This window comes from Actinoplanes sp. CA-051413 (assembly GCF_050955795.1).
Classification (GTDB): Bacteria; Actinomycetota; Actinomycetes; order Mycobacteriales; family Micromonosporaceae; genus Actinoplanes.
In genome coordinates this window covers 5867151-5892176 of the sequence record NZ_CP192100.1, presented here as the reverse complement: position 1 = coordinate 5892176, position 25026 = coordinate 5867151, and the positions used below count along the sequence as shown (strand labels likewise).

The 25026-nt window shown below is 72.1% G+C and carries 24 protein-coding genes; 15 read left to right on the top strand and 9 right to left on the bottom strand.

What is annotated here, in order from left to right; all coding sequences use genetic code 11:
• Positions 1-60 precede the first annotated feature (60 nt).
• The 4 genes from ACQP2Y_RS27810 to ACQP2Y_RS27795 form a co-directional block, all read right to left on the bottom strand.
• Positions 61-2157: a M1 family metallopeptidase gene (locus tag ACQP2Y_RS27810; RefSeq protein ID WP_433717976.1), complete on the bottom strand. Its 2097-nt coding sequence runs from the start codon at positions 2155-2157 to the stop codon at positions 61-63.
• A gap of 92 nt (positions 2158-2249) precedes the next feature.
• Positions 2250-3506: a saccharopine dehydrogenase family protein gene (locus tag ACQP2Y_RS27805; RefSeq protein WP_433717975.1), complete on the bottom strand. Its 1257-nt coding sequence runs from the start codon at positions 3504-3506 to the stop codon at positions 2250-2252.
• Positions 3507-3557: 51 nt separating this feature from the next.
• Positions 3558-4331 carry an SDR family NAD(P)-dependent oxidoreductase gene (locus ACQP2Y_RS27800; RefSeq protein WP_433717974.1) on the bottom strand — a complete coding sequence of 258 codons (774 nt, stop codon included), beginning with the start codon at positions 4329-4331 and terminating at the stop codon, positions 3558-3560.
• Positions 4332-4366: 35 nt separating this feature from the next.
• Positions 4367-5233 (bottom strand): DUF6910 family protein, encoded by an 867-nt coding sequence (locus ACQP2Y_RS27795; protein ID WP_433717973.1) that lies wholly within the window; start codon positions 5231-5233, stop codon positions 4367-4369.
• A gap of 113 nt (positions 5234-5346) precedes the next feature.
• Between ACQP2Y_RS27795 and ACQP2Y_RS27790 the strand changes: the two genes are divergently transcribed.
• Complete coding sequence (locus tag ACQP2Y_RS27790) at positions 5347-5580, top strand: zinc ribbon domain-containing protein (RefSeq protein WP_212989055.1); 234 nt, start codon at positions 5347-5349, stop codon at positions 5578-5580.
• Here the strand turns inward: ACQP2Y_RS27790 and ACQP2Y_RS27785 are convergent.
• Positions 5577-6599, bottom strand: coding sequence for a LacI family DNA-binding transcriptional regulator (locus tag ACQP2Y_RS27785; protein ID WP_433717972.1), 1023 nt, complete (start codon positions 6597-6599; stop codon positions 5577-5579). The genes ACQP2Y_RS27790 and ACQP2Y_RS27785 overlap by 4 nt on opposite strands.
• 102 nt (positions 6600-6701) lie before the next feature.
• Here ACQP2Y_RS27785 and ACQP2Y_RS27780 point away from each other — a divergent pair, with 102 nt between their 5' ends.
• The 5 genes from ACQP2Y_RS27780 (at position 6702) to ACQP2Y_RS27760 (ending at position 11689) form a co-directional block, all read left to right on the top strand.
• Positions 6702-7856, top strand: a complete 1155-nt coding sequence (locus ACQP2Y_RS27780) for a Gfo/Idh/MocA family protein (protein ID WP_433717971.1) — start codon at positions 6702-6704, stop codon at positions 7854-7856.
• On the top strand, positions 7853-9007 hold the full coding sequence (locus ACQP2Y_RS27775) for a dihydrodipicolinate synthase family protein (RefSeq protein ID WP_433717970.1): 1155 nt from the start codon (positions 7853-7855) through the stop codon (positions 9005-9007). Before ACQP2Y_RS27780 ends, ACQP2Y_RS27775 begins: the two co-directional genes overlap by 4 nt.
• A complete protein-coding gene (locus tag ACQP2Y_RS27770; RefSeq protein ID WP_433717969.1) occupies positions 9004-9810 on the top strand; it encodes a sugar phosphate isomerase/epimerase family protein in 807 nt (268 codons plus the stop codon). The genes ACQP2Y_RS27775 and ACQP2Y_RS27770 overlap by 4 nt, the downstream gene beginning before the upstream one ends.
• Before the next feature lie 97 nt (positions 9811-9907).
• Positions 9908-10309, top strand: coding sequence for a VOC family protein (locus ACQP2Y_RS27765; RefSeq protein WP_433717968.1), 402 nt, complete (start codon positions 9908-9910; stop codon positions 10307-10309).
• A 3-nt stretch (positions 10310-10312) separates the two neighbouring features.
• A complete protein-coding gene (locus ACQP2Y_RS27760) occupies positions 10313-11689 on the top strand; it encodes a hypothetical protein (RefSeq protein ID WP_433717967.1) in 1377 nt (458 codons plus the stop codon).
• 4 nt (positions 11690-11693) lie between these two features.
• Here ACQP2Y_RS27760 and ACQP2Y_RS27755 read toward each other — a convergent pair whose 3' ends face one another.
• Positions 11694-12167 (bottom strand): DUF3253 domain-containing protein, encoded by a 474-nt coding sequence (locus tag ACQP2Y_RS27755; protein WP_433717966.1) that lies wholly within the window; start codon positions 12165-12167, stop codon positions 11694-11696.
• A 129-nt stretch (positions 12168-12296) separates the two neighbouring features.
• Between ACQP2Y_RS27755 and ACQP2Y_RS27750 the strand changes: the two genes are divergently transcribed.
• On the top strand, positions 12297-12512 hold the full coding sequence (locus ACQP2Y_RS27750; protein WP_433717965.1) for a hypothetical protein: 216 nt from the start codon (positions 12297-12299) through the stop codon (positions 12510-12512).
• On the opposite strand, the gene ACQP2Y_RS27745 is transcribed toward ACQP2Y_RS27750, so the two are convergent.
• Complete coding sequence (locus ACQP2Y_RS27745; protein ID WP_433717964.1) at positions 12513-13547, bottom strand: LacI family DNA-binding transcriptional regulator; 1035 nt, start codon at positions 13545-13547, stop codon at positions 12513-12515.
• 151 nt (positions 13548-13698) lie between these two features.
• On the opposite strand from ACQP2Y_RS27745, the gene ACQP2Y_RS27740 reads away from it, so the two are divergent.
• The 8 genes from ACQP2Y_RS27740 (at position 13699) to ACQP2Y_RS27705 (ending at position 22339) form a co-directional block, all read left to right on the top strand.
• Positions 13699-14925: an amino acid ABC transporter substrate-binding protein gene (locus ACQP2Y_RS27740; protein WP_433717963.1), complete on the top strand. Its 1227-nt coding sequence runs from the start codon at positions 13699-13701 to the stop codon at positions 14923-14925.
• A 7-nt stretch (positions 14926-14932) separates the two neighbouring features.
• Positions 14933-15820, top strand: coding sequence for a branched-chain amino acid ABC transporter permease (locus tag ACQP2Y_RS27735; protein ID WP_433717962.1), 888 nt, complete (start codon positions 14933-14935; stop codon positions 15818-15820).
• Positions 15804-16847, top strand: a complete 1044-nt coding sequence (locus tag ACQP2Y_RS27730; protein ID WP_433717961.1) for a branched-chain amino acid ABC transporter permease — start codon at positions 15804-15806, stop codon at positions 16845-16847. The genes ACQP2Y_RS27735 and ACQP2Y_RS27730 overlap by 17 nt, the downstream gene beginning before the upstream one ends.
• The gene (locus ACQP2Y_RS27725; RefSeq protein WP_433717960.1) at positions 16844-17572 is read left to right on the top strand and encodes an ABC transporter ATP-binding protein; all 729 of its coding nucleotides are present in this window, start codon (positions 16844-16846) and stop codon (positions 17570-17572) included. The genes ACQP2Y_RS27730 and ACQP2Y_RS27725 overlap by 4 nt, the downstream gene beginning before the upstream one ends.
• Positions 17565-18311 carry an ABC transporter ATP-binding protein gene (locus ACQP2Y_RS27720; protein ID WP_433717959.1) on the top strand — a complete coding sequence of 249 codons (747 nt, stop codon included), beginning with the start codon at positions 17565-17567 and terminating at the stop codon, positions 18309-18311. The genes ACQP2Y_RS27725 and ACQP2Y_RS27720 overlap by 8 nt, the downstream gene beginning before the upstream one ends.
• A gap of 11 nt (positions 18312-18322) precedes the next feature.
• Positions 18323-19231 carry a LamG-like jellyroll fold domain-containing protein gene (locus tag ACQP2Y_RS27715; RefSeq protein ID WP_433717957.1) on the top strand — a complete coding sequence of 303 codons (909 nt, stop codon included), beginning with the start codon at positions 18323-18325 and terminating at the stop codon, positions 19229-19231.
• Positions 19232-19233: 2 nt separating this feature from the next.
• Positions 19234-21300, top strand: coding sequence for a PQQ-dependent sugar dehydrogenase (locus ACQP2Y_RS27710; RefSeq protein ID WP_433717956.1), 2067 nt, complete (start codon positions 19234-19236; stop codon positions 21298-21300).
• A 97-nt stretch (positions 21301-21397) separates the two neighbouring features.
• Positions 21398-22339: a S41 family peptidase gene (locus ACQP2Y_RS27705; protein WP_433717955.1), complete on the top strand. Its 942-nt coding sequence runs from the start codon at positions 21398-21400 to the stop codon at positions 22337-22339.
• A gap of 18 nt (positions 22340-22357) precedes the next feature.
• On the opposite strand, the gene ACQP2Y_RS27700 is transcribed toward ACQP2Y_RS27705, so the two are convergent.
• Both ACQP2Y_RS27700 and ACQP2Y_RS27695 read right to left on the bottom strand, forming a co-directional pair.
• Positions 22358-22819: a DUF5709 domain-containing protein gene (locus tag ACQP2Y_RS27700; RefSeq protein WP_433717954.1), complete on the bottom strand. Its 462-nt coding sequence runs from the start codon at positions 22817-22819 to the stop codon at positions 22358-22360.
• 41 nt (positions 22820-22860) lie between these two features.
• Complete coding sequence (locus ACQP2Y_RS27695; RefSeq protein ID WP_433717953.1) at positions 22861-25011, bottom strand: alpha-galactosidase; 2151 nt, start codon at positions 25009-25011, stop codon at positions 22861-22863.
• Positions 25012-25026 lie beyond the last annotated feature (15 nt).

Sequence of the window (25026 nt, the reverse complement as noted above, 5' to 3'; positions counted from 1 at the left end):
CGCCCGCCCGCCCGCCCGGGCCGGTCCCGCCCCCGGTGCTGCGGGGGCGGGACCGGCGGGTCAGCGGCGCAGGTGCCGGGGGATCGGGGCGGGAACGGACGCGGTCCGGGCGGAGGTCGCCGGGGGCGTCGCCAGCTCGGGCCGGGTCGGGCTGAACAGCCAGGCCTGGAACAGCGCGTCCAGGGACCGGCCGGAGATCCGCTCGGCCAGGGTGATGAACTCCGGCGTGGTGACGCTGTCACCGCGCCGGGTCGAGGCCCAGGTCCGCAGGATGGTGAAGAAGGCCCGGTCGCCGACCTCCATACGCAGCGCGTGCAGGGTCATGGCGCCGCGCAGGTAGACCTGGAAGTCGAACAGGTGATCCGGGCCGGGATCACCGATCGGCAGCCCCCAGAACTCCGGGAAGAGCCCCTGGTAGTTGGCGTCGAAGATCTCCTGCTCCGTGCCGTGCTTCTCGCGCGCGCTCCACAACCACTCGGCGTACGTCGCGAAGCCCTCGTTGAGCCAGATGTCCTGCCACCTCGCCACCGCCAGGCTGTCGCCGTACCACTGGTGGGCCAGCTCGTGCACCACCACGGCGTCGCCGGACTCGGGGCTGCTGAAGAAGACCTGGGCGTAGACCGGGCGGGTCTGAGTCTCCAGTGCGAAGCCGAACCTGTCCGAGCTGTCCACGATGCCGCCCGCGGCCGAGAACGGGTACGGCCCGAAGTTCTCGGCCAGGAAGGAGATGATCTCGGGCTCGCGGGCCAGCGACCCCGCGGCCCGGTCACCGACGGTCGGCGGGAACTGGTCCACCGTGCCGGCGATCCACGTGTTCGGGTTGGCCGGGCTGCCGGGCGGGGGACCGCCGGGGACCCAGCCGTCCAGGGTGTTCCCGTCGGACTCGAAGGACGTCGTGCCCTGGCCGGTGGAGACCACCACGTCGTCGACGAACGCGCCCGCCTCGGTGATGGCCTGATCGTTCACCGAGCTCAGGGACACCTCGATCTGCTTGCCCGCGTACCCGGAGAGGTCGATCGACCACGCCTCGTAGCCGTCGCTCTTGCCGGTCGCCGCGTGCCAGGTGCCGGTGGTGCCCGGCGCCGCGCAGGTGTCGTCGGGGCCGGGCGTCAGGTAGTGGGTGAGGAACGGATACGTCTGCGGACCGTAGAAGCAGAGCGCCGCGGCCTCCGTGCTGGTGTGCCCGTTGGCGTCCGGCAGGGTGGTCCAGTCGTCGGCCCCGGCGGTGTGTGCCTCGACGAAGAAGTAGTCCCACTCCGGCTCGGTGTCGCGGGTGACGTAGAAGTTCAGCGTCGCCCCGCCGGCGGGCACGTCGACGGTGTGGGTGAGCCGCTTGTACGCCGGCTCGCCGGCCTGGGTGAACGCCACCTGCGTGCCGGTGCGCGGTGCGGCGGCCGGCTTGAACAGCTTCGGGTCCAGCGCGTCCAGGTACTCGACCCCGGCCTTCTTGTACTTCTTCACCTGATACTCGCCCACCGTGGCGGTGGCCAGGTACGGCGCCATCGGCTCGCGGGCCTGCCAGGTGGTGGTGGTCCAGCCGCGCCGGGTGCTGGTGCCGACCAGCACGCCGTTCGAGATGGACTGCAGGCCCCGCGGCGCGGTGATCCGGGTGGTGAAGGAGGCCTTGTCCAGGGGGTGGTCGTTGACCGGGAACCAGGTCGACGCGACTTCGGGCTGCCCGACGATGACCATGCCGTCGTCGGTGGTGAAGACCCCGGACGAGCCCAGGTTGGGGTCGGCGATGATCTGCGGCACCCCGTCGTAGCGGGCCACCACGGTGAACGTGCGGCCCTTGCGCAGTCCACGCTGCGGCGTGACGGTGAGCTCGCCGTTGGCCCGCTGCCAGGCGGCCGGGCGGCCGTCCACGGTCAGCGACCGCAGGGTCAGGCCGTCGAAGTCGAGGTTGAACGCGGACAGGTGCTGGGTGGCGCGGGCGGTGATCGTGGCGGTGCCGGCCAGCACGTCGGTGGCCGGGGTGTATCTGATGTCCAGGCCGTAGTGGCGTACGTCGTAACCGCCGTTGCCGGCCAGCGGGAAGTAGGGGTCTCCGATGCCCGGCGCACCGGGCCGGAACGGGGTGGGTTGCGCGCCGGCGGGCGCGACCGCCGCCAGCACCAGAGCGATGACGACAGATGAGATGAGGGCAACTCTGCGCATCCAGGACCTCCACGCGGCATTGCGGGCGATCCCCGGACGCTAACCCCGGCCGCACCGGCCGGGCGACCCCGAGTACCTAAATCGGACAGTACTCAGTCGCCGAGCCGCCGCGCGGTGATCTCCATACCCGTGGCCCGCAGCCGCTTGACCAATGCGTCACCGATCCCGGTGGCCGGCGTCAGCACGCCGCCCTCGGTCTCCGGCAGCTCCGCGCGGTCCAGCGCCAGGGCCAGCGCCGATTCGCCGAGCATGACCGCGGTGGCCTGATAGCCGGGGTCACCCTTGGCCCGGAACCGGGCCGTGTAGCGCGCGCCGGTGCTGGTCGTGGTGAACAGGTCCATGGTGAAGTGCCCCCGCTTGCGGGTCCGCTCGTCGGGACCGTCGCCGGGCTTGGGCAGAATCCGGTCCAGCAGGAACCGGGTCGGCGGCAGGGACAGGCCGACGACCAGCGCACCGAGCCCGGCCTTGGTGCCCGCGGCGATCACCGGCGACAGCGGCGAGGTGCCGGTGCTCATCGCCTCGCGGTAACGGAACGCCCGGCCGTACGCGTGACCCCGCAGGGCGTTGCTGCGCCGCACCACCCGCGAGTTGTAGGACGCCATCACGAACGGTCCCAGGCTGCCGCGCAGCGACGGGTCGACCTCCGAGCCCCGCAGCAGCACCATGTCCTCCTGCCGGCCCAGGTCCGGCTCCTCGGCCGGTGCCGGGCTCAACGAGTACGGGCTTGCGACCAGCTGCCGCAGCGCCTTGTCGCGGCGGACCAGGTCCAGCTGGTGACGCATGGAGTCGATGGTGCCCCCGCTGATCCCGGCGCGGATGCTGGTGACCACGAGCGTGGTGTCGGTGAGCTCGCCGGCGCCGTCGGCCTGCGCCTGCTGCCACAGCACGTGCACCCCGAGGTCCGACGGGATCGAGTCGAAGCCGCAGGAGTGCACGATCCGGGCGCCGGTCGAGCGGGCCAGCTCGTGGTTCTCGTCGGCGCTGGCCCGGGCGAAGATCACCTCGCCGGTCAGGTCGACGTAGTCGGTGCCGGCCGCGGCGCAGGCGTGCGCGAGGGCGCGGCCGTACTTCGCGTACGGGCCGACGGTGGTGATCACGACGTGCGCGGCGGCGGCGAGCCGCTCGACGGCGGGGACGTCGCCCGAGTCGGCCACCAGCAGCGGCCAGTCCACGCCGAGGCGGGACCGGACCGCCTCCAGCCGCTCGGCGGACCGCCCGGCCAGGGCGATCCGGGTGCCCGCGGGCGCGTGCCCGGCCAGGTGGGCGGCCACCAGCTCCCCGACGAAGCCGGTGGCCCCGTAGACGACGATGTCGAGGTCGCGGACCCGGGCGGCGGCTTGATCACTCATGGTCGATGATTCTCCGGTACCGCGCCCGGGTCCGCTCGGCCGGGCGCCCGCTCAGTCCGGCAGCTTGACCCCGGACAGCTCGGCGCAGGTGGCCAGCAGCTCCTCCTGCAGCTCCTCGCGGTACGCCGCCGGGTTGGCCCGCAGGTCACGGCGGCGCTTGAAGTAGCGGCCGGTGACCAGGGCCGCCGGCTCGTCGCTGGTGGCCAGCCAGAGCTGCGTCTCGGCCCCGGCCGGCAGGTCGTCGGTCGCGCTGGGCCCGCCCATCCGGGTCCGGATCCAGCCGGGATCGACGGCGTTGCTCAGGGTCCGCGGCCGGCGCCGCGCCACTGCGAAGGCGAGCATCACGTCGTAGAGCTTGGAGTCGCTGTACGCCTGCATGCCGTCCCAGTCGCGACCCTGCCACTGCAGGTCGTCGAGGCGGGGGACACCGTCGGCCTCCATCCCGGAGGTCAGGTAGACCAGCCTGGCCGGCCAGGGGACAAGCGCGCTCAGCACGTACGGCGCCAGCACGTTGACCTGGAAGATGCGTTCCAGGCCGTCACCGGTGCGCACCGGCGCGTCCTGGCCCCCGCCCACCCCGGCGTTGTGGATCACCACGTCGTACGGGCCGACCGCCGCCGCCTGCTCGGCCAGCTCGCGGGTCTCGGCCAGGGAGGTCAGGTCGCCGCGCACCACGGCGGCGGCCTGCGGCACCGACGCCAGGGCCTGGGCGGCGCGTTCCTCGTTGCGGGCGTGCAGGACCACCCGGTGCCCGTCCGCCGCGAGCGTGCTCGCCGTCTGCCGTCCGATGCCGTCGCTGGATCCGGTCACCAAAATCGTCGCCATGTCTTCCTGCTTCCCTCATTGCGCCGCGCTGAACATCACCAGGTGATCCGGAGGTCGAGGCGGCTGGAGGCGGCGAGCGGGTCGTCGGCGTCGACGACCGCGATCAGCGCGGCCTCGCCCGGCCCGGCGGCGCGGACGGCCAGCCCTTCGATCTTGTACGGCCCGCCGGGCACCGCGGCCACCGCGAGCACCCGCTCGTCGTCGAGCAGGGCGATTGCGGCGCCGACCACTGGACCGTCGTCGACCGCGTTCGGCGTGTCCTCGGCAGCGGAGGACACCAGCAGCCGGCCGTCCGGCAGGGCCACCGCGTCGGTGATCGCCAGTGCCACCCCGCCGACCGTGCCCAGGTCGTAGCGGCACGGCCGACGCACCTCGGGCGGCTCCCCGGCGAGCAGGGCGGACAGGTCGACGTCGACCGCCGCGGACGGCACGCCCGCCGCCGAGTTGCCCCGCTGGAACCAGCGCAGCCGGTCGCCGATCCGGGCCGCGCCCTCCAGGTTGAGCTGGTCCGGCGCGAGCCCGAGCGCCGCGGCGACCCGGTGGTAGGCAGGGGTCAGGTCGACGGTGCGGAAAGCCCCCGGCTCGGTCACCAGGGAGGCGCGCATCCGGGCCGCGGTGGAGCCGGAGCCGAGCAGCAGCACGCCGCCGTCGACGGCCACCGCCGCCTCGAAGTCCGGCTTCAGATGTTTGGTCCCCTCGGCCGAGCTGAAGGTCTCGTGGCCGTCGACCGCCGCGATCACCCGGATCGCGGTGACCCCGCCGGGCCGCAGCCAGGCGGCGTGCGTGGCGTCGTCCTGGGCGACGAGCCAGCCGTCACCGAACGCCGCGATGGCCGAGGCGGCCCGCACCGGCACCCCGGGACCGAACCACAGCCGGGTCTCACTCTCGATCTCGACGCGCATCGTCACGTCCTCTCCGGGCGCATACCGAACAAGAACCGGGTGATCCGGGTACGCCGGTCCAGCGCCGGGCGCCGTCCGGGTGTGGGCCCGCGGTGGCTGGGTACCGTCAATGCGTGTTCCTCATCTTCGGATTCAAGTCCTCGGACCGCCGGATCGCGGCCCCCACCCTGCTGCACGCCTACTGCGGTGCCACGGTGGCGCAGGTGCTGATCAAACGCACGACCAAGTTCAGCCTTTTCTTCATCCCGCTGTTCCCGGTGCGCCCGGCCCGCTACTACATGCAGTGCACGAACTGCGGCGTCACGGAAGACGTCGACGCTCGGCACGTGGCCCAACTGGCCGCCTAACGCGCGGGCGGGGCGGCGGTGCTGCCGCGCAACACCAGCTTCGCCGCCGCGTGCTCCACGAGCGGGCCGTCCCGGTCACCGTCGCGCAGGGCCAGCGACATCGCGCGGACGCCGATCTCCTCCAGCGGCAGCCGTACGGTGCTCAGCGGCGGCGTCACGTCGACCGAGATGGGCATGTCGTCGAAGCCGATCAGGCTCACCTGCCCGGGCACGTCGATCCCGCGTTCCCGCAGGCAGGCCAGGGCGCCCACCGCCATGGAGTCGTTCAGCGCCGCGATGGCGGTCAGTCCCGGATTCTGCTCCAGCAGCGTGGCGGCCGCCGCGGCACCGCCGTTGCGGTCGAAGTCGGCGTAGATTACCTGCTTGGCGCCCAGCCGGTGCCCGTGCTCCTTGGCCGCGCGGCGCAGGCCGGCGAGGCGGTCGGTGGTCGTGGTCAGGTGCCGCGGCCCGGCGATGACCCCGATGGCGGTGTGGCCGAGCCGGTAGAGCGCGTCCCCGGCGAGATAACCGCCCGGCTCGTTCTCCGGCACCACGGCGTCACCGGCGTGCTCGTGCCGGCCGATCACCGACACCCGGCCGCCGGTGCTCTGGTAGAGGCGCAGCTTGCCGTCCAGCCGGGCGGTGATCGGCGCGTCGACGTAACCCGAGCCGGCCAGCACGATCGCGGCGGTCTGGTGGGCGTGCAGCAGGTCCACGTAGGCGAGCTCGCGCTCCGGGTCGCGGTAGCTGTTGCAGATGATGACCAGCCGGCCGTGGTCGGTGGCGACCCGTTGCAGGCCCCGGGTGATCTCGGCGAAGTACGGGTCCGAGACGTCGTGCACGATGACGCCGACGGCGGTGCGGTCGGCCCGGGCCAGCTGCTGCGCGTTGGCGTTCGGGACGAACTGGAGCTCGGCGACGGCCGCGAGGACCCGCTCGCGCAGCGCCTCGGCGACCGGCTTGGGGCTGTTGTTGATGATGCGGGACACGGTCGCGGTCGAGACCCCCGCCCGCCGCGCGACGTCCGCGAGAGTCGCCACGCCGTGAACACTAGTCCATCAGCGGCCGGGGGCAACCGCTTGCCTGGAGTGTCCGCGCGCCGGTAACCTGCCGGGAAAGCGCTTACCTGAGGGGGTCGGCCCATGTCCGCTCGCGTCCCGATCGGGATCGTCATGAACGGTGTCACCGGAAGGATGGGCTATCGCCAGCACCTGGTCCGCTCCCTGCTCGCCATCCGGGAGAGCGGCGGGCTGCCGCTGCGCGACGGCTCCGTGCTCTGGCCGGAGCTGCTGCTCGTCGGCCGCAGCGAGGCCAAGCTGCGGGACGTGGCCACCCGCCACGGCCTGACCGAGTGGACCACCGATCTCGGCGCGGCCCTGGCCCGCCCCGACATGCAGATCTACTTCGACGCCCAGGTGACCAGCGAGCGGGAGAAGGCCATCGGTCTGGCCATCGAGGCCGGCAAGCACATCTACACCGAGAAGCCCCTCGCGACCACGCTGCACGGCGCGATCGAGCTGGCCCGCTCGGCCGACGCGGCCGGGATCAAGCACGGCGTGGTGCAGGACAAGCTGTTCCTGCCCGGCCTGCGCAAGCTGGAACGGCTCATCACGGGCGGCTTCTTCGGCCGGATCCTGTCGATCCGCGGCGAGTTCGGCTACTGGGTCTTCGAGGGGGACTGGCAGGCCGCCCAGCGCCCGAGCTGGAACTACCGGGCCGCGGACGGCGGCGGCATCGTGGTGGACATGTTCCCGCACTGGCACTACGTGCTGGAGCAGCTCTTCGCCCCGGTCCGCGCGGTCACCGCCCACGTCACCACGCACATCCCCGAGCGCTGGGACGAGCGCGGCGAGCCGTACGAGGCCACCGCCGACGACTCCGCGTACGGCATCTTCGAGCTCGACGGGGGTGTGGTCGCGCAGATCAACTCCTCGTGGGCCGTCCGGGTCAACCGCGACGAGCTGGTCGAGTTCCAGGTGGACGGCACCGAGGGCAGTGCCGTGGCGGGCCTGCGCAACTGCCGGATCCAGCACCGGGCCACCACGCCCAAGCCGGTGTGGAATCCCGACCTGCCGCTGACCCACTCCTTCCGCGACCAGTGGCAGGAGGTGCCCGACAACGAGGACTTCGACAACGGTTTCAAGGCGCAGTGGGAGATGTTCCTGCGCCACGTCGCCGAGGACACCCCGTACACGTGGGATCTGTGGGCCGGGGCGCGCGGGGTGCAGCTGGCCGAGCTGGGCCTGCAGTCGGCCCGCGAGGGCCGCCGCATCGAGATCCCGGAGCTGGAGCAGTGAGCGCGATTCTGCGTTTGCCGGACGGGCCGCTGACGCTCTCCGGCGCGGGTGCCGAGTGGGCCACGCCCGGGGCGCCGTTCACCAGCCGGGTTGCCTACGCCGCGGCCCACGTCGTGGCGGATCCCGCCGCCGAGAACGTGCCGGGCGCGCCGCCCGCGGTCGACTGGGACGCCACGCTGGCCTTCCGGCGTCACCTGTGGGCGCACGGTTTCGGCGTGGCCGAGGCGATGGACACCGCCCAGCGCGGCATGGGCCTGGACTATCCGGCGGCCCGCGAGCTGATCCGCCGCTCGGCCCGCGAGGCGGCGGCGGTGGGCGGCACGATCGTCGCCGGCGTCGCCACCGACCAGCTCCCGCCCGGCCCGGCGACCCTGGACGAGATCCGCAAGGCGTACGGCGAACAGCTGGCCGACGTGCAGGAAGCCGGCGCCGTCCCGGTGCTGATGTGCAGCCGTCACTTGGCCGCCGCGGCCCGCACGGCCCAGGACTACCTGGACGTGTACGGCCAGCTGATCGACGACTCCGACCAGCCGGTGGTGCTGCACTGGCTCGGCCCGGCCTTCGACCCCCTGCTCGCCGGCTACTGGGGAGCCGGCGAGCAGGGCCGGGCCGCCGACACGGTGGCCGAGCTCATCGCCGCGCACCCCGGCAAGGTCGACGGGATCAAGCTGTCGCTGCTGGACGAGGACTTCGAGGTGGCGATGCGGCGTCGGCTCCCGGCCGGGGTACGGCTCTACACCGGCGACGACTTCAACTACCCGGTGCTGATCCGCGGCGACGAGCAGGGCCACTCCCAGGCGCTGCTGGGCATCTTCGCGGCGATCGCACCCCCGGCCGCGGCGGCGCTGCGGGCCCTGGACGCGGGCGACCCCGAGGCGTACGACCGCATCCTGGCCCCGACCGTGACCCTGTCCCGGCACCTGTTCGAGACACCGACCTGGTACTACAAGACGGGCATCGTGTTCCTGTCCTGGCTGGCCGGTCACCAGGACCACTTCACGATGGTGGGTGGCGTGCAGAGCGGTCGCTCCCCGCGGCACCTCGCGCAGCTGCTACGCCTGGCCGACGCCGCTGGGCTGCTGCCCGACGCTGATCTCGCCGCCCACCGGGCCAGGGCCTGGCTCACGACTGCGGGGGTGGCGCAGCCGTGAAGCGCTTCTCCCTGAACCAGGCGACCACCAAACACTGGCCCCTGCCCGATCTGGTCGCCGGCTGCGTCGAGGCCGGCGTGACCGGCGTCGGCCTGTGGCGCGAGGACGTCCAGGCGTACGGCGTCGAGAAGTCCGCGGCGCTGGTCCACGACGCGGGACTGGGCGTCACCTCGCTGTGCCGGGGCGGCTTCTTCCAGCAGGACGGCTGGCAGGACGAGAACAAACGCGCGATCGACGAGGCGGCGACCCTGGGCGCCCCGGCGCTGGTGCTGGTCTCCGGTGGTCTGCCCGAGGGCAGCCGGGACATCGACGCGGCCCGGGCCCACGTGGGCGAGGCGATCGGCACGCTGGTGCCGTACGCGCTGGATGCGGGCGTGCAGCTGGCGATCGAGCCGCTGCATCCGATGTACGCCTCCGACCGCTGCGTCGTGTCGACCCTCGGGCAGGCGTTGGACCTGGCGGCGCCGTACCCGGCCGAGGCGGTCGGGGTCGTGATCGACACGTACCACCTGTGGTGGGACGACACGGTGTGGGAGCTGATCGCCCGGGCCGGTCGTGAGCAGCGGATCGCCTGCTTCCAGGTGGCCGACTGGGTGACGCCGCTGCCGGCCGGCGTGCTGCTGGGCCGGGGTCTGCCCGGTACGGGCTGCGTGGAGCTGCGCCGCTTCCGCGAGGCGGTGGACGCGGCGGGGTACACGGGACCGATCGAGGTCGAGGTCTTCAACGAGGCGGTCTGGGCGCGCGAGGGCCGCGAGGTCCTCGGCGAGACCCTGGAACGCTACCGGGAGCACGTCGAGCAGTAGCCGCCTCCGGCGGGGCAGCCGGGACGCCCAGCTTCCGTTACTGTCCCGCCATGCGGCAGGCGTCGCGCGATCGATCGTGGAGAGAAGGAACCGGCGCGTGATCAAGGGACTGAGCAAGATCGAGGTCATCACGGTGTTCGCCGAGGACCTCGCGGCCACGCGGGCGTTCTACGAGAACGTCTTCGGGCTCGAGGTCGTCTACGCGGACGAGGCCTCGGCCGTGGTCCGGCTGGACAACCTGATGATCAATGTCCTCCGCGCCGAGCGGGCCGAAATGCTGATCGAGCCGCAGCCGGTGGGCCCGCCGGAGAACGGCGCCCGCCTGCTGATCACCATCCAGGTCGATGATGCCGACGCCGTGTGCGAGGAGCTCCGGCAGCACGGCGTCACCATCCTCAACGGCCCGGTCGACCGCCCGTGGGGCCGCCGGACAGCCGCGTTCGCCGACCCGGCGGGCAACATGTGGGAGATCGCGCAGCACCTGCCGCAGTCGTCCTGAACCGTGGTGGTCCCCGTCGAGCTGGGTGAGTTGTCCGCGGCGGAGCAGCAATTGTGGGACGCGTTCCCGTACGGCCGGGTGGCAACGCCGCAGAGCGGCGCACGTACGGTCCGCGCCGCGGTGATCCGGTCGTTGCTGCTCGGCGCCCGATCGGCGGAGCCCGGCCACCAGGCGGCGTTGCGTCTGCACGGCGCCGAGGTGGCCGGGGTCCTCGACCTGCACCAGGCCGACGTCGACGTCGCCATCGACCTCGTCGGTTGCACCTTCGACTCGGTGCCGTCGCTGTCCTTCGCCCGGTTGCGCGGCGTGTCCTTCGAGGGCAGCACCCTCCCCGGCCTCGACGCCTTCGCGGCGACCATCGGGGGCACTCTCAGCTTCGTCAAGGGCACCCTGACCGGAGCCGTCGTCATCTACGGCGTCCAGGTCAGCGGCGACCTGGATTTCGACTGGGCCCACCTGAGCGGCGACGGCCGCGCCGAGGAAATGTTCGGCGACCGCGTGGCAGCCGTGTTCGGCGATTCGATGCAGGTGGGCCGGCACGTGTACCTGCAGGGCACAACCGCGAGCGGAAACGTCGAGCTGTCCGGCATACGTGTCGGCGGCGCGGTTTACGCCCACCGGGGGCTGCGGGTCGAAGGCATGCTACGGCTTCGAGGAGCCGACATCACGGGCGAGGCCAACCTGACCGACGCGGTGCTGCTGAACCCCGACGACACGGCCCTGGACGCCTGGGGAATGCGCGCCGCCGAACTGAGCCTGCGGCCGGAACGCGTCGACGGCACGGTCGACCTGCGCCACGCCCAGGTCCAGATCCTCCGCGACGACCCGGCGAAATCGCCGGCCCGGCTACGGCTGGACGGAGCCCGGTACACCGCCCTGGAGCCCGCCGGCGTCGCCGGAAGCCGCCTGCGGTGGCTGAGCCAGGACCCGGAGGGATACCGGCCGCAGCCGTACGAGCAACTGGCCACGCACTACCGCCAGATCGGGCACGAGGCTGACGCCCGTACGGTCCTGCTGGCCAAGCAACGCCGGCGCCGCCGGCAGCTGTCCCCGCCCGCAGTGGCCTGGGGTCTCCTGCAGGACCTGCTGGTCGGCTACGGCTACCGGCCCGGGCGCGCCGCCCTGTGGCTGCTCGGCCTGACCGCCCTGGGCACTGGGGTGTTCCACCTCCACCCGGCCACCGGCGGGCGCAGCGGCGTCGCGTTCAATCCGCTGATCTACACGCTCGACGTGCTCGTCCCGATCGTCAACTTCGGCCAGGAAACCGCCTTCGGCTTCACCGGAAACGCGCGGTGGCTGGCCTATCTGCTGACGATTCTCGGCTGGCTGCTGTTCACGGCCGTCGCAGCCGCACTGACCCGAACCTTCAACCGGTCCTAGCGTCTCACCAGCCGGTGCCACGAGCGAGGCGGACAGGCCCGACCGCGGTAGCCACGTCGACATCGGTGCCGTGCTGACGAACAGCGATGACTCCCTCGTTGGCCAGCTCGCCGGCGACCTCCCGCGCTGTGCCCATCAGGTCACGCCACGCCGCGCCGCCGACGACCCGGGCCGCGTCGCTGGGGCAGATGGTGGCGTCGGGACGGCGATTCCACAGCAGGGCGCGCATTGCGGCTGCCAGCCGTACACGTTGGCCGTCGGGCGTCGGTTCCCACCAGGGATCGCCTCGTTCGGCCAGCGCGACCTCGGCATCCCGCACCCGGGACCGGGCCGCCTCCGGGTCTTCGTGGGCGAGTTGACGGGCTGCCGCCAACTCCTTCACCAGTTCCCGACGGAGTGGCTCCGGGATGGCGGGGTCGGCGGCCTGCCTTCGCCGGCCGGAAACGGTGATGTACCGACCGTCATCGCTGGCGTCCATGGAGCCATTGTCCCTGGCGAGGCTCGGCTCGCGCCGCGTTCGGCCGGCCTCGCCTAGTGCCTGAGGTATAGCCGGTTCCGGTCGCGAGAGGGAAGAGGCCGGGCCGCCGTCGTCGATAGCGTCGTTCCCATGAGCACAACGGGAGCAGTGGTACGCGGTGTCGTGGGTCTGGCCGCCGTCCTGGCCGGGTGGTGGCTGGTGGACTTCGAGCTGGTTCGTGGCTGGCACTGGCGCAGCCCGATGTGGTGGATCGCCACCACTGTGCAGGGCTACGGCTACCTCACGGTCTTCCAGGCCGTGCGGGGATTCGTCCGGTCCCGGCGCGAGGTCGCCGCTGTCGCGTAGTCAGGGGGTGGGTGCCGGCCCGGTCGAGTCGCGGACGATGAGCTGGTGGCCGGTCGGGCGGCGGCGGGGCCGGGCTGACCGAGGCTTGAGAGCCAGATCCAGCGCCATCCGTCCCATGTCCGTCATCGGCAGCCGGACCGTGGTCAGGCTCGGGGCCAGGTCCGCCGCCACCGAGACGTCGTCGAAGCCGACCACCGACATCCGGTCCGGCACCGCGATCCGGCGGGTGCGCAGCGCGGACAGCACCCCCATCGCCATCGCGTCGTTGAGGGCCACGATCGCCGTGGTGTCCGGGTGCTCGTCGATGATGCGGTCGGCCGCGGCCCGGCCGCCGTCGCGGGTGAAGTCGGTGTGCACGACCGGCAGGTCGTCCAGCGACAGGCCGTGGGCGCGCAGGCTCGCCGCCACCCCTGCGAGCCGGTCGGCCACCGTGGTCAGGCCCGGGGTGCCCGCGGCGACCGCGATCCGGCGGTGGCCGAGCTCGACCAGGTGGTCGCCGAGCGCGCGGCCGCCGGCCTCGTTGTCGGGCAGCACGGCGTCGACGCCCAGGGAGTGCCGGCCGATGACCGCGACCCGGCCGCCGAGGCTCTGGAACGCCGACAGGTCCGCCTTGGCCTCGGCCTCGATGCGGGGGTCGTCGTAGCCCGAGCCGGCCACGATGATGATGCCGACCCGCTGGGCGATCAGGTTGCGGATCTGGCGCAGCTCGTGGTCGGGGTCGCGGCCGGAGTGGCAGATCTGCACCAGCAGGCTCTGCTCGTCGGCGACCTGGATGACCCCGCCCGCGATCTCGGAGAAGTACGGGTCGTCCACCTGGTGCACGACCAGGCCCACGGTGGAGCTGGCCCCGCCGGCCAGGGTCCGCGCGTACGGGTTGGCCACGTAGCCCAGGTCGCGGGAGATCTGCCGGATCCGGTTGGCCACCTCCTCGCTGACCCCGTCGCGGCCGGCGAGGGCGCGGGAGGCGGTGGCCAGCGAGACACCGGCACGTTCGGCGACGTCGACGAGGCGCAGCCTCGGACCGGGCTTGGGCATCCGTCCACTCTCCCCGGAAACGATCACACGCAGTTGATCACCGACGGTGAAGCTGGTGTTACGCCGCTATTGCCAGTGACGTGATACACACCCTAGGCTACGTAAGCGCTTTCGCAAGCGCTTACGTCCCGGGCAAAGGAGCTTGGTGAGGATGCGTTCATCACTACGGCGTACACGTTGGGCCACAGCCCTTGGCGCGACCACGATCCTCGCCCTCGGCGCGTGCAGCGGCGACGGCGACGGCGGTTCCACCGCCACTGACGACCCGATCCTGGTGGGCATCTCGCTGCCGCTGACCGGGGACTTCTCCGAGCCCGGCAAGGGTGTGCAGCAGGGCTACGAGGCCTGGGCCAAGATCACCAATGACAAGGGTGGCCTGCTCGGGCGCCAGGTGCAGCTGAAGATTCTCGACGACCAGTCCAACGCGGACCGGGTCGTCGCCGACTATGAACAGCTGATCGGCAGCGACGAGGCCGACCTGGTGGTGGGCCCGTTCTCCACCCGGCTCGTGGTGCCCGCCGCCCGCGTCGCGGAGGAGTACGGCATGCTCTTCGTCGAGCCGGCCGGCGCCGCCAAGGAGGTCTTCTCCCAGGGGTTCAAGAACCTGTTCTACGCGGCCCCGGCGGTGGCCAACGACCACTACAACCACCTCGCCGAATACCTGCTGGCGCTGCCGGCGGACAAGCGGCCGAAGACCGTGGCCTACGCGGCCATGGACGACCCGTTCGCGCAGGGCACGGCGTACGGCCTCAAGGACAAGATGGAGGCGGCCGGGATCAAGACGGTCGTCAACGAGGTCTACCCGCCGAACACCACCGACTTCAGCAGCATCGCCGCGAAGATCGCCTCGTCCAAGGCGGACATGCTGGTGGGCGGCTCGCAGTACCAGGACGGCGTCAACCTCATCGTCGCCCTGCAACAGCTGAACTACCAGCCCAAGCTCGCGGCCTTCTCCGGCGCGCCGACCAACCCCGAGTTCGCCAAGGCGATCGGCAACAAGACCGAGGGTGTGCTCTCGCCGACCGGCTACAGCCCGGACGCGCCGTACCCGAGCAACAAGGAGTTCGTCGAGAAGTTCACCGCGCAGTTCGGCAAGGCGCCCGACGAGGACCAGGCCAACGGGTACACGGCCGGGCAGGTCGTCGCGGCCGCGGTGACCGCCGTGGGCTGCGCCGAGCAGGGCGACTGCCAGAAGAAGCTGGTCGACTGGGTCCACGGCAACAAGGTGGAGACCGTCGTCGGGCCGCTGAGCTGGGACCAGACCGGCAAGCCGCAGGGCGCGCACATGATCCAGCAGTGGGTCGGTGGCAAGATCAAGATCGTGCTGCCGGCGACCGTCAAGGAAGCCGACTTCGTCTATCCCAAGCCGGCCTGGTGAGGCCCGCATGCCCTCCGGTGCACTGCTGTTCCAGAGCGTGATCCTGGGTCTGCTGCTGGGCGGTCTCTACGCCCTGCTGGCGGCCGGGCTCACCCTCTACTTCGGCATCATGCGGGTCGTCATGATCGCGCACTCCGCGTTCCTGATCCTGGCGGCGTACCTGGCCTGGTGGACGCACACCCGGCTGGGCATCGACCCGCTGCTCTCGCTGATCGTCACCGTGCCGCTGTTCTTCGGCGCCGGGGTGCTGCTGCAACGGGGGCTGCTGTCCCGGCTGCGGGCGCTCACCCTGACCATGATGTCGGTCCTGCTGACCTTCGCTGTCGCGCTGATCATCGAGGGGCTGCTCGGGTACGCGTTCACCGGCACCCAGCGGCGCATCCAGCTCGGCTACGGCTCGGCCAGCCTGCAGGTCTTCGGCGCGCGGATCGCCGTCGTCAAGCTCATCGCCTTCGGGCTGGCTGTGCTCGCGCTCGCCGCGCTGTACCTGCTGATGAAGAAGACGACCTTCGGATGGGCGCTGCGGGCCACGATCCAGCACCGCGACGCGGCCCGGCTGGTCGGCATCGACACCGAGAAGGTGGCCGGCTACGGCTTCGGCCTGGGGCTGGCCACGGCCGCGATCGGCGGCACGGCGTTGTCGCTGGACACCACCATCTACCCGTCGCTGCACTGGCACTGGATCGGCCCGCTGATGGCCATCATCGTGGTCGGCGGCCTGGGCAGCGTGCCCGGCGCGGCCGCCGCGGCGATGCTGCTCGGGCTGATCCAGAGCCTGCTGCAGATCCCGCTGGGCACCACCTGGGCGCAGACGATCTTCTACCTCGCGCTCTTCGCCACGCTGGCGTTCCGGCCGCAGGGATTCTTCGGAGGTCGTCTTGCGCAGCGTTTCTAGGGGAAGCAGCGTTGCCAAAGCAGTCGGGCTGGTCCTGCTCGCCGCCGCGGTCCTGTCGTTCCCCATCCTGGCCCCCAACCCGTACATCCTGTCGGCCGGCATCGTGGTGCTCAACTACGCGGTGCTCTCCACCTCGTGGAACTTCGTCGGCGGCTTCACCGGCTACATCTCGCTCGGGCACGGCGCGCTGGCCGGCCTCGGCGGCTACGGCACCGCGCTGCTGGTCACCGAGGCGGGACTGCCGAGCTTCGTGGCCCTGGCGGTGGCCGCGCTGGCGGTCGCGGCCCTGGCGGTGCCGATCGGGCTCGCCGCGTTACGGGTACGCGGCGCGTCTTTCGTCATCGTCTCGATCGCCCTGGTGCTGATCCTGCTGCTGGTGTTCCAGAGCTGGGCGTCGGTGACCGGCGGCTCGCGGGGACTCGTGGTGCCGCGGCCCTTCCCGGACCTGCGGCGCCCGGAACACCACCGCGTCTTCTTCTACCTGTTCGCCGCCCTGCTGGCGCTGGCCCTGCTGGCCTGGTGGCTGATCGACCGGTCCCGCTTCGGGCTGGGCCTCAAGGCGATCCGCGAGGACGAGGACAAGGCCGAGGCGCTGGGCACCCCGACGTTCGCGTACAAATTGATCGTCTTCGTGGTGTCGGCCGGCTTCACGGCGCTGGCCGGTGGCCTGTACGCGCTGTGGTTCGGCGACCTCGACCCGGTCTTCCAGTTCTCCATCCTCACCGGCTCCTACCTGGTCCTGATGGCGCTGCTCGGCGGCGTGCGCAACCTGTTCGGCCCGCTGGCCGGCGCCCTGATCGTCGGCACCGCGCTGGAGTACTTCAAGGGCCAGTTCGGCAACACCCCGCTGCACCTGGTCGCCACCGGCGTGCTGCTGGGCCTGGTCGTCATGTTCATGCCCGACGGCGTGCTCCCCGCGATCACCGGCCTGTGGCAGCGCCTGCGCAAGTCGCCGCAGAGCTCGATCCGCGAGGTCAGCGCGGCCGACCTGCAGACCGAACGGCAACGGGCGGAGGTGGCCAAATGAGCCTCGCGACGGTGGAGCTGCGCAAGGCGTTCGGGGGAGTGGTGGCGCTCGACGGTGCCACCGTGACCTTCCGCGAGGGCCAGGTCAACGCGCTCATCGGACCCAACGGTTCCGGCAAGACCACCTTCTTCAACTGCGTCACGGGCATGATCCGGGCCGACAGCGGCACCGTCACGTACGGCGGCACCGACATCACCCGCAAGGCGCCGCACCAGATCGCCCGGGCCGGGGTGGGCCGGACGTTCCAGCTCTGCCGGGTGTTCCCCCGGATGACGGCGCTGGACAACGTGCTGGCCGCCGTACGCCCGGGCGGGGTGACCGGCGGGCTGCGCGGCGCGCGGCACCGCACCGAGGTCGACCGGGCCCGCGGCTGGCTGACCCGGCTGGGCATCGAGCACCTGGCCGACATCGAGGCCCGCAACATGTCCTGGGGCCAGCAGAAGCTGCTGGAGCTGGCCGGGGTGCTGATGGGCGAGCCGGCCACCGTGCTCCTGGACGAGCCGGCCGGCGGCGTCAACCCGGCGCTGCTCGACCGGATCGGCACGCTGGTCCGCGACCTCAACGCCGAGGGCCGCACGTTCGTGATCGTCGAGCACAACATGGACCTGGTGATGAGCATCAGCGACCACATCGTGGTCTTCGACCGCGGCCGCCCGATCGCCGAGGGCCCGCCGTCGCTGATCCGCACCGACGAGCGCGTGTTGGGGGCCTACCTTGGTGTCTGAGATCGAACTTGTCGATGTCCAGGCCGGCTACGGCCGGGCGGCCCCGGTGCTGCGCGGCTTCAGCGTGGCGGTGCCGGCCGGTTCGGTGGTCTGCCTGGTCGGGCCGAACGGGGCCGGCAAGTCCACCGTGCTCAAGGTGGCCAGCGGGCTGCTCAAGCCCCGGTCCGGGCGGATCCTGGTCGGCGGCCAGGACGTCACCGGCATCGGCCCGCAGCGGATGCTGGCCGCCGGCGTCGCCCTGGTGCTGCAGGGTCACAGCGTCTTCCGGGAGATGACCGTCGAGGAGAACGTCCTGCTCGGCGGCTACACCCTGAAGGACAAGGCGAAGGCCGCCGAGCGGGCCGCCTTCGTCAAGGAGCTCTTCCCGGTGGTCGCCGAGCGCTGGGGATCGCTCGCCGGCCTGCTCTCCGGCGGCCAGCAGAAACAGGTCGAGTTCGCCCGCTCGCTGATGGTCGACCCGAAGGCGGTGCTGCTCGACGAGCCGTCGATGGGGCTCGACCCGAAGGCCACCAGCACCATCTTCGAGCAGGTCGTGCGGATGCGCGACGCCGGCACAGCCGTGCTGCTGGTCGAGCAGAACGCGCGGCGGGCGCTGGAGACCGCCGACATCGGCTGCGTGCTCGACCTCGGCCGGGTGCACATCTCCGGCCCGGCCGACCAGCTGCTGGCCGATCCCCAGCTCGGTGAGCTCTACCTCGGCGGCCGTCCCGCCGAGCCGAAAGTCACTCCGAAGAGCTGAGAGGTGAACCGATGAGGCGCGCACTCCTCGCCACCGCCGTGGTCGTCGCGATCGGCGCCGCCGCGGTCCCGGCGCAGGCGGGCTCCACCGGCCCGCGTGACGTCCATCCGTCCCTGCGATCGAGCCTGGTCGCGTTCTACGACTTCGACCACCCGATGCCGTCCGATCCCGCGCTGGAGGCCGACCAGGGCCGCTCCGGCACCGAGATCGAGCTGGTCAACGGGGGAGCGGCCATGCGGGTGCCGGACCGCGCCTACCCCGGGGGCCGCAAGGTCCTGCAGACCCGGCCGGTCGCCGCCGGCACCACCGACGACTGGAAGGCCGGCATCTGGTCGGCCAGCGGCGTCCGCACGCTGCGCGCGTTCAACGCGGCCGAGGGCACCACGGTGATGGGCTGGTTCAAGCGCTCGATGGACGGCCCGGCCGCCGGCTTCAACGCGATCGGCCTGACCGGGGTGCTGACCGGCGACTCCGACGGGCACGCCGTACGGGCGCTGCTCGAACTGATCGACGTCAACGGCACGCTGCGGCTGGTCGCGCTGGGCCGGCGCATCGACGGCGGCAACTCGCAGACGTTCGCCGCGAACGAGGACTGGCGCACTCTGCTGCCCAGGGACCAGTGGGTGCACCTCACCGCCACGTTCGACTTCACCGCAGGCACCATGGCGCTTTACCGCAACGGCAAGGCGGTCGAGGGCTTCTACACCCGTACCGACGACCCGTGGCTGATCAACGGGCCCGGACCGCACGTCACCACGGCCACCGATCCGCGCGGCATCAAGATCGGCGGCAGCTTCCCCTGGCAGGGCTCGCCGGACCGCAATCCGTGCGACTGCCGGATGGACGCGCTCATGCTCCTCGACCGCTCGCTGCCGGCGCGCGAGGTCGCGAGCCAGTACCGCTTCATGACCCGGGGGTAATGATGTTCCGAAGGATCCTGCCCGTCGCCGCCCTGCTGTTGTCCACTCTGGTCGGTCTGCCCCAGGCGGCTCATGCCGCGGACGGCGCCGTCTACGACCCGGTGCCCACCGAACCGGTGACCTCCCGGCTCGGCCTGGTGCTGTCCGAGTACGCGAGCTTCCCCCAGTCGGTCACCGACCCGCCACTGATCGACCAGCGGCTCAACCGGGTCGCCCGGATCAACACCATCATGGAGGTGCCGGACGGCTCGGGCCGGCGCGCGGTGCCCGACCTGAACGGCAACCTGTACTTCGTGGAGAACGGCGTGCCGCACGTCTATCTCGACGTGGCCGCGACCTTCCAGCCGGAGTTCTTCTCCGGCCGCGGCCTCGGCCAGGGCTTCGGGTACGTCGCGTTCCACCCCGACTTCAAGCGCAACGGCCTCTTCTACACGATCCACACCGAGGAAGGGGCGATCACCAGCGACGTCCCGGACTACCGGCAGACGAACGTGCTGTTCCACGGGGTCATCAACGAGTGGAAGGCCACCGACCCGGCGGCCGGCACCTTCTCCGGCACCCACCGCGAGGTGCTGCGGATCGGCTTCGGCGGCCAGATCCACGGCATCCAGGAGATCAACTTCAACCCGACCGCCCGGCCCGGCGACGCCGACTACGGGCTGCTCTACCTGGCCGTCGGCGACGGGGGCCAGGGCGCGAACAACACCGACCCGCAGAACCTGGCGCTGCCGCACGGCAAGCTGCTGCGCATCGACCCGCGCGGCACGAACGCGCCGAACGGCAAGTACGGCATCCCGGCGTCGAACCCGTACGTGGGGCAGGCCGGGCGGCTGGGCGAGATCTACGCGTACGGCATGCGCGACCCGCACCGGTTCAGCTGGGACCGGGCCACCGGCCGGCTCTACCTGGGCCACATCGGAGAGCACGCGGTCGAGGCCATCTACGAGGTACGCGCCGGGGACAACCTGGGCTGGAGCGAGCGCGAAGGCAGGTTCGTCTACGACAAGACCGCCACGAACCCGTGCGACCGGCTGCTGCCGTTGCCGGCCGACGACGCGGGTTACACGTACCCGGTGGCCGCGTACGACCACAACCCGCCGCCGGACTGGAACTGCACCTCCGACGTCGGGGTGGCCGTGGCCGGCGGCTTCGTCTACCGCGGCCGCGACGTGGCCGCCCTGCGCGGCAAGTACGTCTTCGGCGACCTGGTCGACGGCCGGGTCCTCTACACCGAGGCGAGCGAGATGCGCCGCGGACGCACCCCCGCCACCATCCACCGGCTCAACCTGTTCAACGCGGCCGGCACCCCGGTGCGCATGCAGGACCTGTCGGCACCGGGCGCACCCGGCGACCCCAACCGGGTCGACCTGCGGTTCGGCACCGACGCCCGGGGCGAGCTCTACCTGCTGGCCAAGGCGAACGGCAAGGTCTGGAAGGTGACCGGCACCCGTACCTTCGCGGCCGGGCCGGTGGGCCACACCCGGGTGCGCCGCACGATGGACCCGGCCAGCTGGGCGCCGGTCACCCCGGCGAAGTGGCGCCTCACCGGCGACGAGGTGATCCTCGCGGAGGCGGGCGTGCAACGCCCGGGCCCGCGGCGCCCGTTCGAATACGCGGTCCTGACGGCCGGCCCGGCCCTGTCGTCGGTCGAGATCAAGGCGACGGTACGCCTCGACGAGCCGGTCGAGATCACCAACCGTGACGTGATCATCGTCTTCGGCTACCGCTCGGACACGGAGTTCTACTACGCCCACCTGTCCACGGACAACACGATCTACCCGCACAACGGCATCTTCAAGGTCAACAACGCCGACCGGGAACGCATCGACTACCAGTGGAACGGCCGCTCCCGCGGCGCGAACCCGGCGGTGGTCGACCGTGACTGGCACGACGTGGTGGTCCGGCACCTGCCGGCGACCGGCGAGATCGCGGTCTACGTGGACGGCTCCCGGGACCCGCTGATGACGGCCCGCGACACGACGTTCGGCTCGGGGCGGGTCGGTTTCGGCTCGTTCGACAACATCGGCCGGCTCGGCGCCCTGAAGGTCACCGGCACCCCGGCCGGCTGAGACACCGTTCGCCGCGAGCCGGCTCCGGGATCGCCGTCCCGGTGCCGGCTCCCCGGCGGGACAACGGGATCGGCCGGATCCCGTTAGGTTGACCGGCATGTCGCCGCACATCATCGACGAAGCGCTGGACCTGCTCTGCGCCAACTACATCTTCCCGGAGAAGGCCGCGACGGCGGCCAACGCGATCCGGCAGCGCCGGGCGGCCGGCGAGTACGACGGGCTGGACGAGGAGACCCTGGCGGCGCGGCTCACGGCCGACCTGGCCGAGGTCTGCGCGGACAAGCACCTGCGCGTCCGGACCCGGGAGGCGGCGCTGCACGACGTGCTGACCCGGGACGAGCTGGAGGCGGCCTACCGGGAGGGCCTGCGCCACGCCAACTACGGCATCGCCCGGGTCGAGCGGCTCGACGGCAACGTCGGCTACCTCGACCTGCGGCAGATCGCCGACGCCTCGGTGGGCGGCCGGGCCATCGCCGCGGCGATGGAGCTCATCGTGCACACCGAGGCCCTGATCATCGACCTGCGCAAGAACCGCGGCGGCGCGCCGAACGGCGTCACGTTCTGGCTCAGCTACCTGTTCCGCGACGACGAGACACACCTGAACGACATCTACGACGGCCCGTCCGGGCGTACCCGGCAGTTCTGGACCCTGGCCCACCTGCCCGGCGAGCGGTACCCGGACCGGCCCGTCTTCGTGCTGACCAGCGACGCCACCTTCTCGGCGGGCGAGGAGTTCTGCTACAACCTCCAGGCGCTGGGCCGCGCGACGCTGATCGGGGAGACCACGCGAGGCGGCGCCCACCCCACCGAGGTCTTCCCCATCACCGCGACCGTCGAGATCACCGTGCCGCTGGCCCGCTCGGTCAATCCGGTGACCGGCGGTAACTGGGAGGGCACGGGGGTGGTGCCGGACATCGCGGTGCCGGCCGCGGCGGCGTTCGATCTCGCGTACGGCAAGGCGCTCGAACACGTGCTCACGACCTCGGCTCCGGCGGCGGTGCTGGCCGAGGCCAAGGCAGCCCTGGCGGAGGCTGCCTGAGCCGGCGGCGGAGAGCGGCTAGAGCCGCGGGCCCTCGCCGGGCCCGTTCGGGTCGTCGGTGACGTGCATCGCGGCCTCCTCGGCGCTCGCCGCGCCCGAGTCGATGCCCGCGTCGAAGGCGACCGCGTCGCGTTCCTCGTCCGGGCCGAGGCCCTCGTCCTCGGCGAACAGCCGGCCCGAACGCGGGTCCTGCTCCGAGCCGCGGCGGGCGATGTCGTCTTCGTCGGCGTCCGGGTCCGGATCCGCGTACGGGTCGACGTCCGGCTCCTCCTCGGCCAGCAGCTGGTCGAGCGACTCGCCCTGCCGCTGCTCGGCCGCGGTGGTGCCGAACCGGTCGGCGCCGGACCACCGGTCGGCGGCCTGGTAGCCGACGTCCAGGGGGTCACCGGCCGGGTCACCGTCGAGGGTGTCCGAGTTGTCCAGCACGCCGTCGTCCTCGACCGCGTCCCACTGGTCGTCGCTGCCGTCAGCTTGGGTCATCGTCTCTCCCGGGGTGATCTCGCACAGGCACTGCCGCGAGGCTAGACCCTGCTCGCTTCGTAGAGCACCACCTGGTCCGGGTGCGTCCGGGGACTGGCCACGCCGGCCAGCTCCAGGGCCGCGCCCGTCAGGATGTGGCCCGAGCGGTCGGCGCCCCACCACCCCGGTGCGACTAGGCGCGGCTCCGGGCCGACCAGCACCGGGCGGATCCGGTAGCGGGCCTCGGGGTCCAGGTCGCGCAGGCGCAGCCGGGGGGCCGGGTCCGGGGTGATGCTGTCGGTGATCGCCATCGCGAACAGCGCCCGCGACCGGTCGGGGGCGACGGCGCCGTGCACCAGGATGCGGTCGTCGTAGCCGTCCAGCCGGACGATGTCGCCGCCCAGCAGCAGGTCGCGTTCGCGCTGGAAGAACGCCACCCATTCGCGCAGCTCCGCCGCCTCGGCCTCGGTCGCCTCGGCGAGGTCCCATTCGATGCCCAGGTGGCCGAAGATCGCCGTGCCGGCCCGGAAGGCGAGGTCGTGGCGGCGGCCGGTGACGTGCGAGTGGCCCGAGGCGATGTGCGAGCCGAGGTATTCCGGCGGGACCAGCTGGGCGGTCCAGCGCATCACCCGCTGCCGGTCGTGCGGGTCGATGTTGTCCGAGACCCAGACCCGATCGGTACGCTCCAGCACCGCCAGGTCGACCCGGGCCCCGCCGGAGGAGCAGGACTCGATCTCCAGCCCCGGGTGTGCCGCCCGGATCTCGTCCAGCAGCCGGTAGAACGCCAGCGTCTGCGCGTGCACGCCGGGCCGTCCGCGGTGTGTCTGGTCGCCGGCCTCGACCAGGTCGCGGTTGTGGTCCCACTTGACGTAGCCGATGTCGTACTCCCGCAGCACCGCCAGGATCTGGGTCTTGACGTGCTCGTACGCCTCCGGGATGCCCAAATTGAGCACCTGCTGGGTGCGGGCCTCGATCGGCCAGGCAGCCCGCGCGGCCATGATCCATTCCGGGTGGGCCCGGGCCACGTCCGAGTCCGGGTTGACCATCTCCGGCTCGAACCACAGCCCGAACTGCATACCCAGCGCCCGGACCCGGTCCACCAGCGGGTGCAGTCCCCGGGGCCAGACCTCCGGCGAGACCACCCAGTCGCCGAGCCCGGACGTGTCGTCGCGGCGGGAGCCGAACCAGCCGTCGTCCAGCACGTACCGCTCGACGCCGGCGGCGGCCGCGCGCTCGGCCAGGTCGATCAGGCGGTCGGTGTCGTGGTCGAAGTAGACGGCCTCCCAGACGTTGAGGGTCACCGGGCGCTGGGTGGAAACCTTGGGCTCGCGGGCTCGCAGGTGCCGGTGGAAGCGCCGGGCGATTTCGTCGAGGCCGTCGCCGTACGCGGCGTACAGCCACGGGCTCTGGTAGCTCTCGCCGGTGGCCAGCCGGATCTCCCCGGGTAGCAGCAGTTCGCCGCCGCCGAGCAGCCGTTCACCGGTGTGCACCTGCTCGGCGTAGTGCGTGTGGTTGCCGCTCCAGGCGGTGTGCACCGCCCAGATTCGCCCGGTGGCGAAGCCGAACCCGGCCGTGCCGGCGTGCAGCAGGTACGCGCTGTCCGCCCCGGTCCGGCCCTTGCGGTTCTCCCGCAGGTGCGTGCCGGCCGGGAACGGCGTCCGCACCGGCACCCGTTCCTGGTTGTGCCGTCCGGTGAAGTCGAGCAGCTCGGTGGCCTCGGCCGGCACCGGCAGCGCCAGCACCAGGTCGTCCAGCGCGTACGGCTCGCCGGCGAGGTTGCGCACCGCCGCCCGGCACCGCAGCAGCCCGGCCGGTAGCAGCTCGAGGGTCAGCCGCAGCTCCAGCCGGTCGGCGTCGTCCACGGCCCGGACCTCGACGCGGCCGGCGCCACCGGCGTGGAAGGCGCCCACCGGGTCGCCGTCGACGGTGACCTCGGTGACCAGGAACGCGGGCGACCAGCCGGCGCCGGCGAACGAGCCGCGCAGTCCGGGCCGGCCGGTCCAGCCGGTCTCGTGCCCGGGCAGCACCGCGACCCGCGGCCGGATCTCCGGATCGTTCGAGCCGGTCACCGGCTGGGCCGCGGCGACGAGCGATTCGGCCTGCTCGGCGTCCAGCCCGGGCAGGGCCGGCCCCCAGTAGGCGACGGCGGGCAGCCGCCCGGCGGTGGCGTCGATCAGCACGGTGACGCCGGCCGCGGTCAGAGCGATGAGCATCTGCTCACCCTAACG

Excerpts from the sequence above, each read along its gene's own strand:
- ACQP2Y_RS27695 (WP_433717953.1), bottom strand. The coding sequence starts at position 25,011 with ATGCTCATCGCTCTGACCGCGGCCGGCGTCACCGTGCTGATCGACGCC.
- ACQP2Y_RS27755 (WP_433717966.1), bottom strand. The coding sequence starts at position 12,167 with ATGGACGCCAGCGATGACGGTCGGTACATCACCGTTTCCGGCCGGCGA.
- ACQP2Y_RS27805 (WP_433717975.1), bottom strand. The coding sequence starts at position 3,506 with ATGAGTGATCAAGCCGCCGCCCGGGTCCGCGACCTCGACATCGTCGTC.
- ACQP2Y_RS27725 (WP_433717960.1), top strand. The coding sequence starts at position 16,844 with ATGAGCCTCGCGACGGTGGAGCTGCGCAAGGCGTTCGGGGGAGTGGTG.
- ACQP2Y_RS27800 (WP_433717974.1), bottom strand. The coding sequence starts at position 4,331 with ATGGCGACGATTTTGGTGACCGGATCCAGCGACGGCATCGGACGGCAG.
- ACQP2Y_RS27795 (WP_433717973.1), bottom strand. The coding sequence starts at position 5,233 with ATGCGCGTCGAGATCGAGAGTGAGACCCGGCTGTGGTTCGGTCCCGGG.
- ACQP2Y_RS27715 (WP_433717957.1), top strand. The coding sequence starts at position 18,323 with ATGAGGCGCGCACTCCTCGCCACCGCCGTGGTCGTCGCGATCGGCGCC.
- ACQP2Y_RS27810 (WP_433717976.1), bottom strand. The coding sequence starts at position 2,157 with ATGCGCAGAGTTGCCCTCATCTCATCTGTCGTCATCGCTCTGGTGCTG.
- ACQP2Y_RS27740 (WP_433717963.1), top strand. The coding sequence starts at position 13,699 with ATGCGTTCATCACTACGGCGTACACGTTGGGCCACAGCCCTTGGCGCG.
- ACQP2Y_RS27780 (WP_433717971.1), top strand. The coding sequence starts at position 6,702 with ATGTCCGCTCGCGTCCCGATCGGGATCGTCATGAACGGTGTCACCGGA.
- ACQP2Y_RS27735 (WP_433717962.1), top strand. The coding sequence starts at position 14,933 with ATGCCCTCCGGTGCACTGCTGTTCCAGAGCGTGATCCTGGGTCTGCTG.
- ACQP2Y_RS27750 (WP_433717965.1), top strand. The coding sequence starts at position 12,297 with ATGAGCACAACGGGAGCAGTGGTACGCGGTGTCGTGGGTCTGGCCGCC.
- ACQP2Y_RS27700 (WP_433717954.1), bottom strand. The coding sequence starts at position 22,819 with ATGACCCAAGCTGACGGCAGCGACGACCAGTGGGACGCGGTCGAGGAC.
- ACQP2Y_RS27705 (WP_433717955.1), top strand. The coding sequence starts at position 21,398 with ATGTCGCCGCACATCATCGACGAAGCGCTGGACCTGCTCTGCGCCAAC.
- ACQP2Y_RS27710 (WP_433717956.1), top strand. The coding sequence starts at position 19,234 with ATGTTCCGAAGGATCCTGCCCGTCGCCGCCCTGCTGTTGTCCACTCTG.
- ACQP2Y_RS27745 (WP_433717964.1), bottom strand. The coding sequence starts at position 13,547 with ATGCCCAAGCCCGGTCCGAGGCTGCGCCTCGTCGACGTCGCCGAACGT.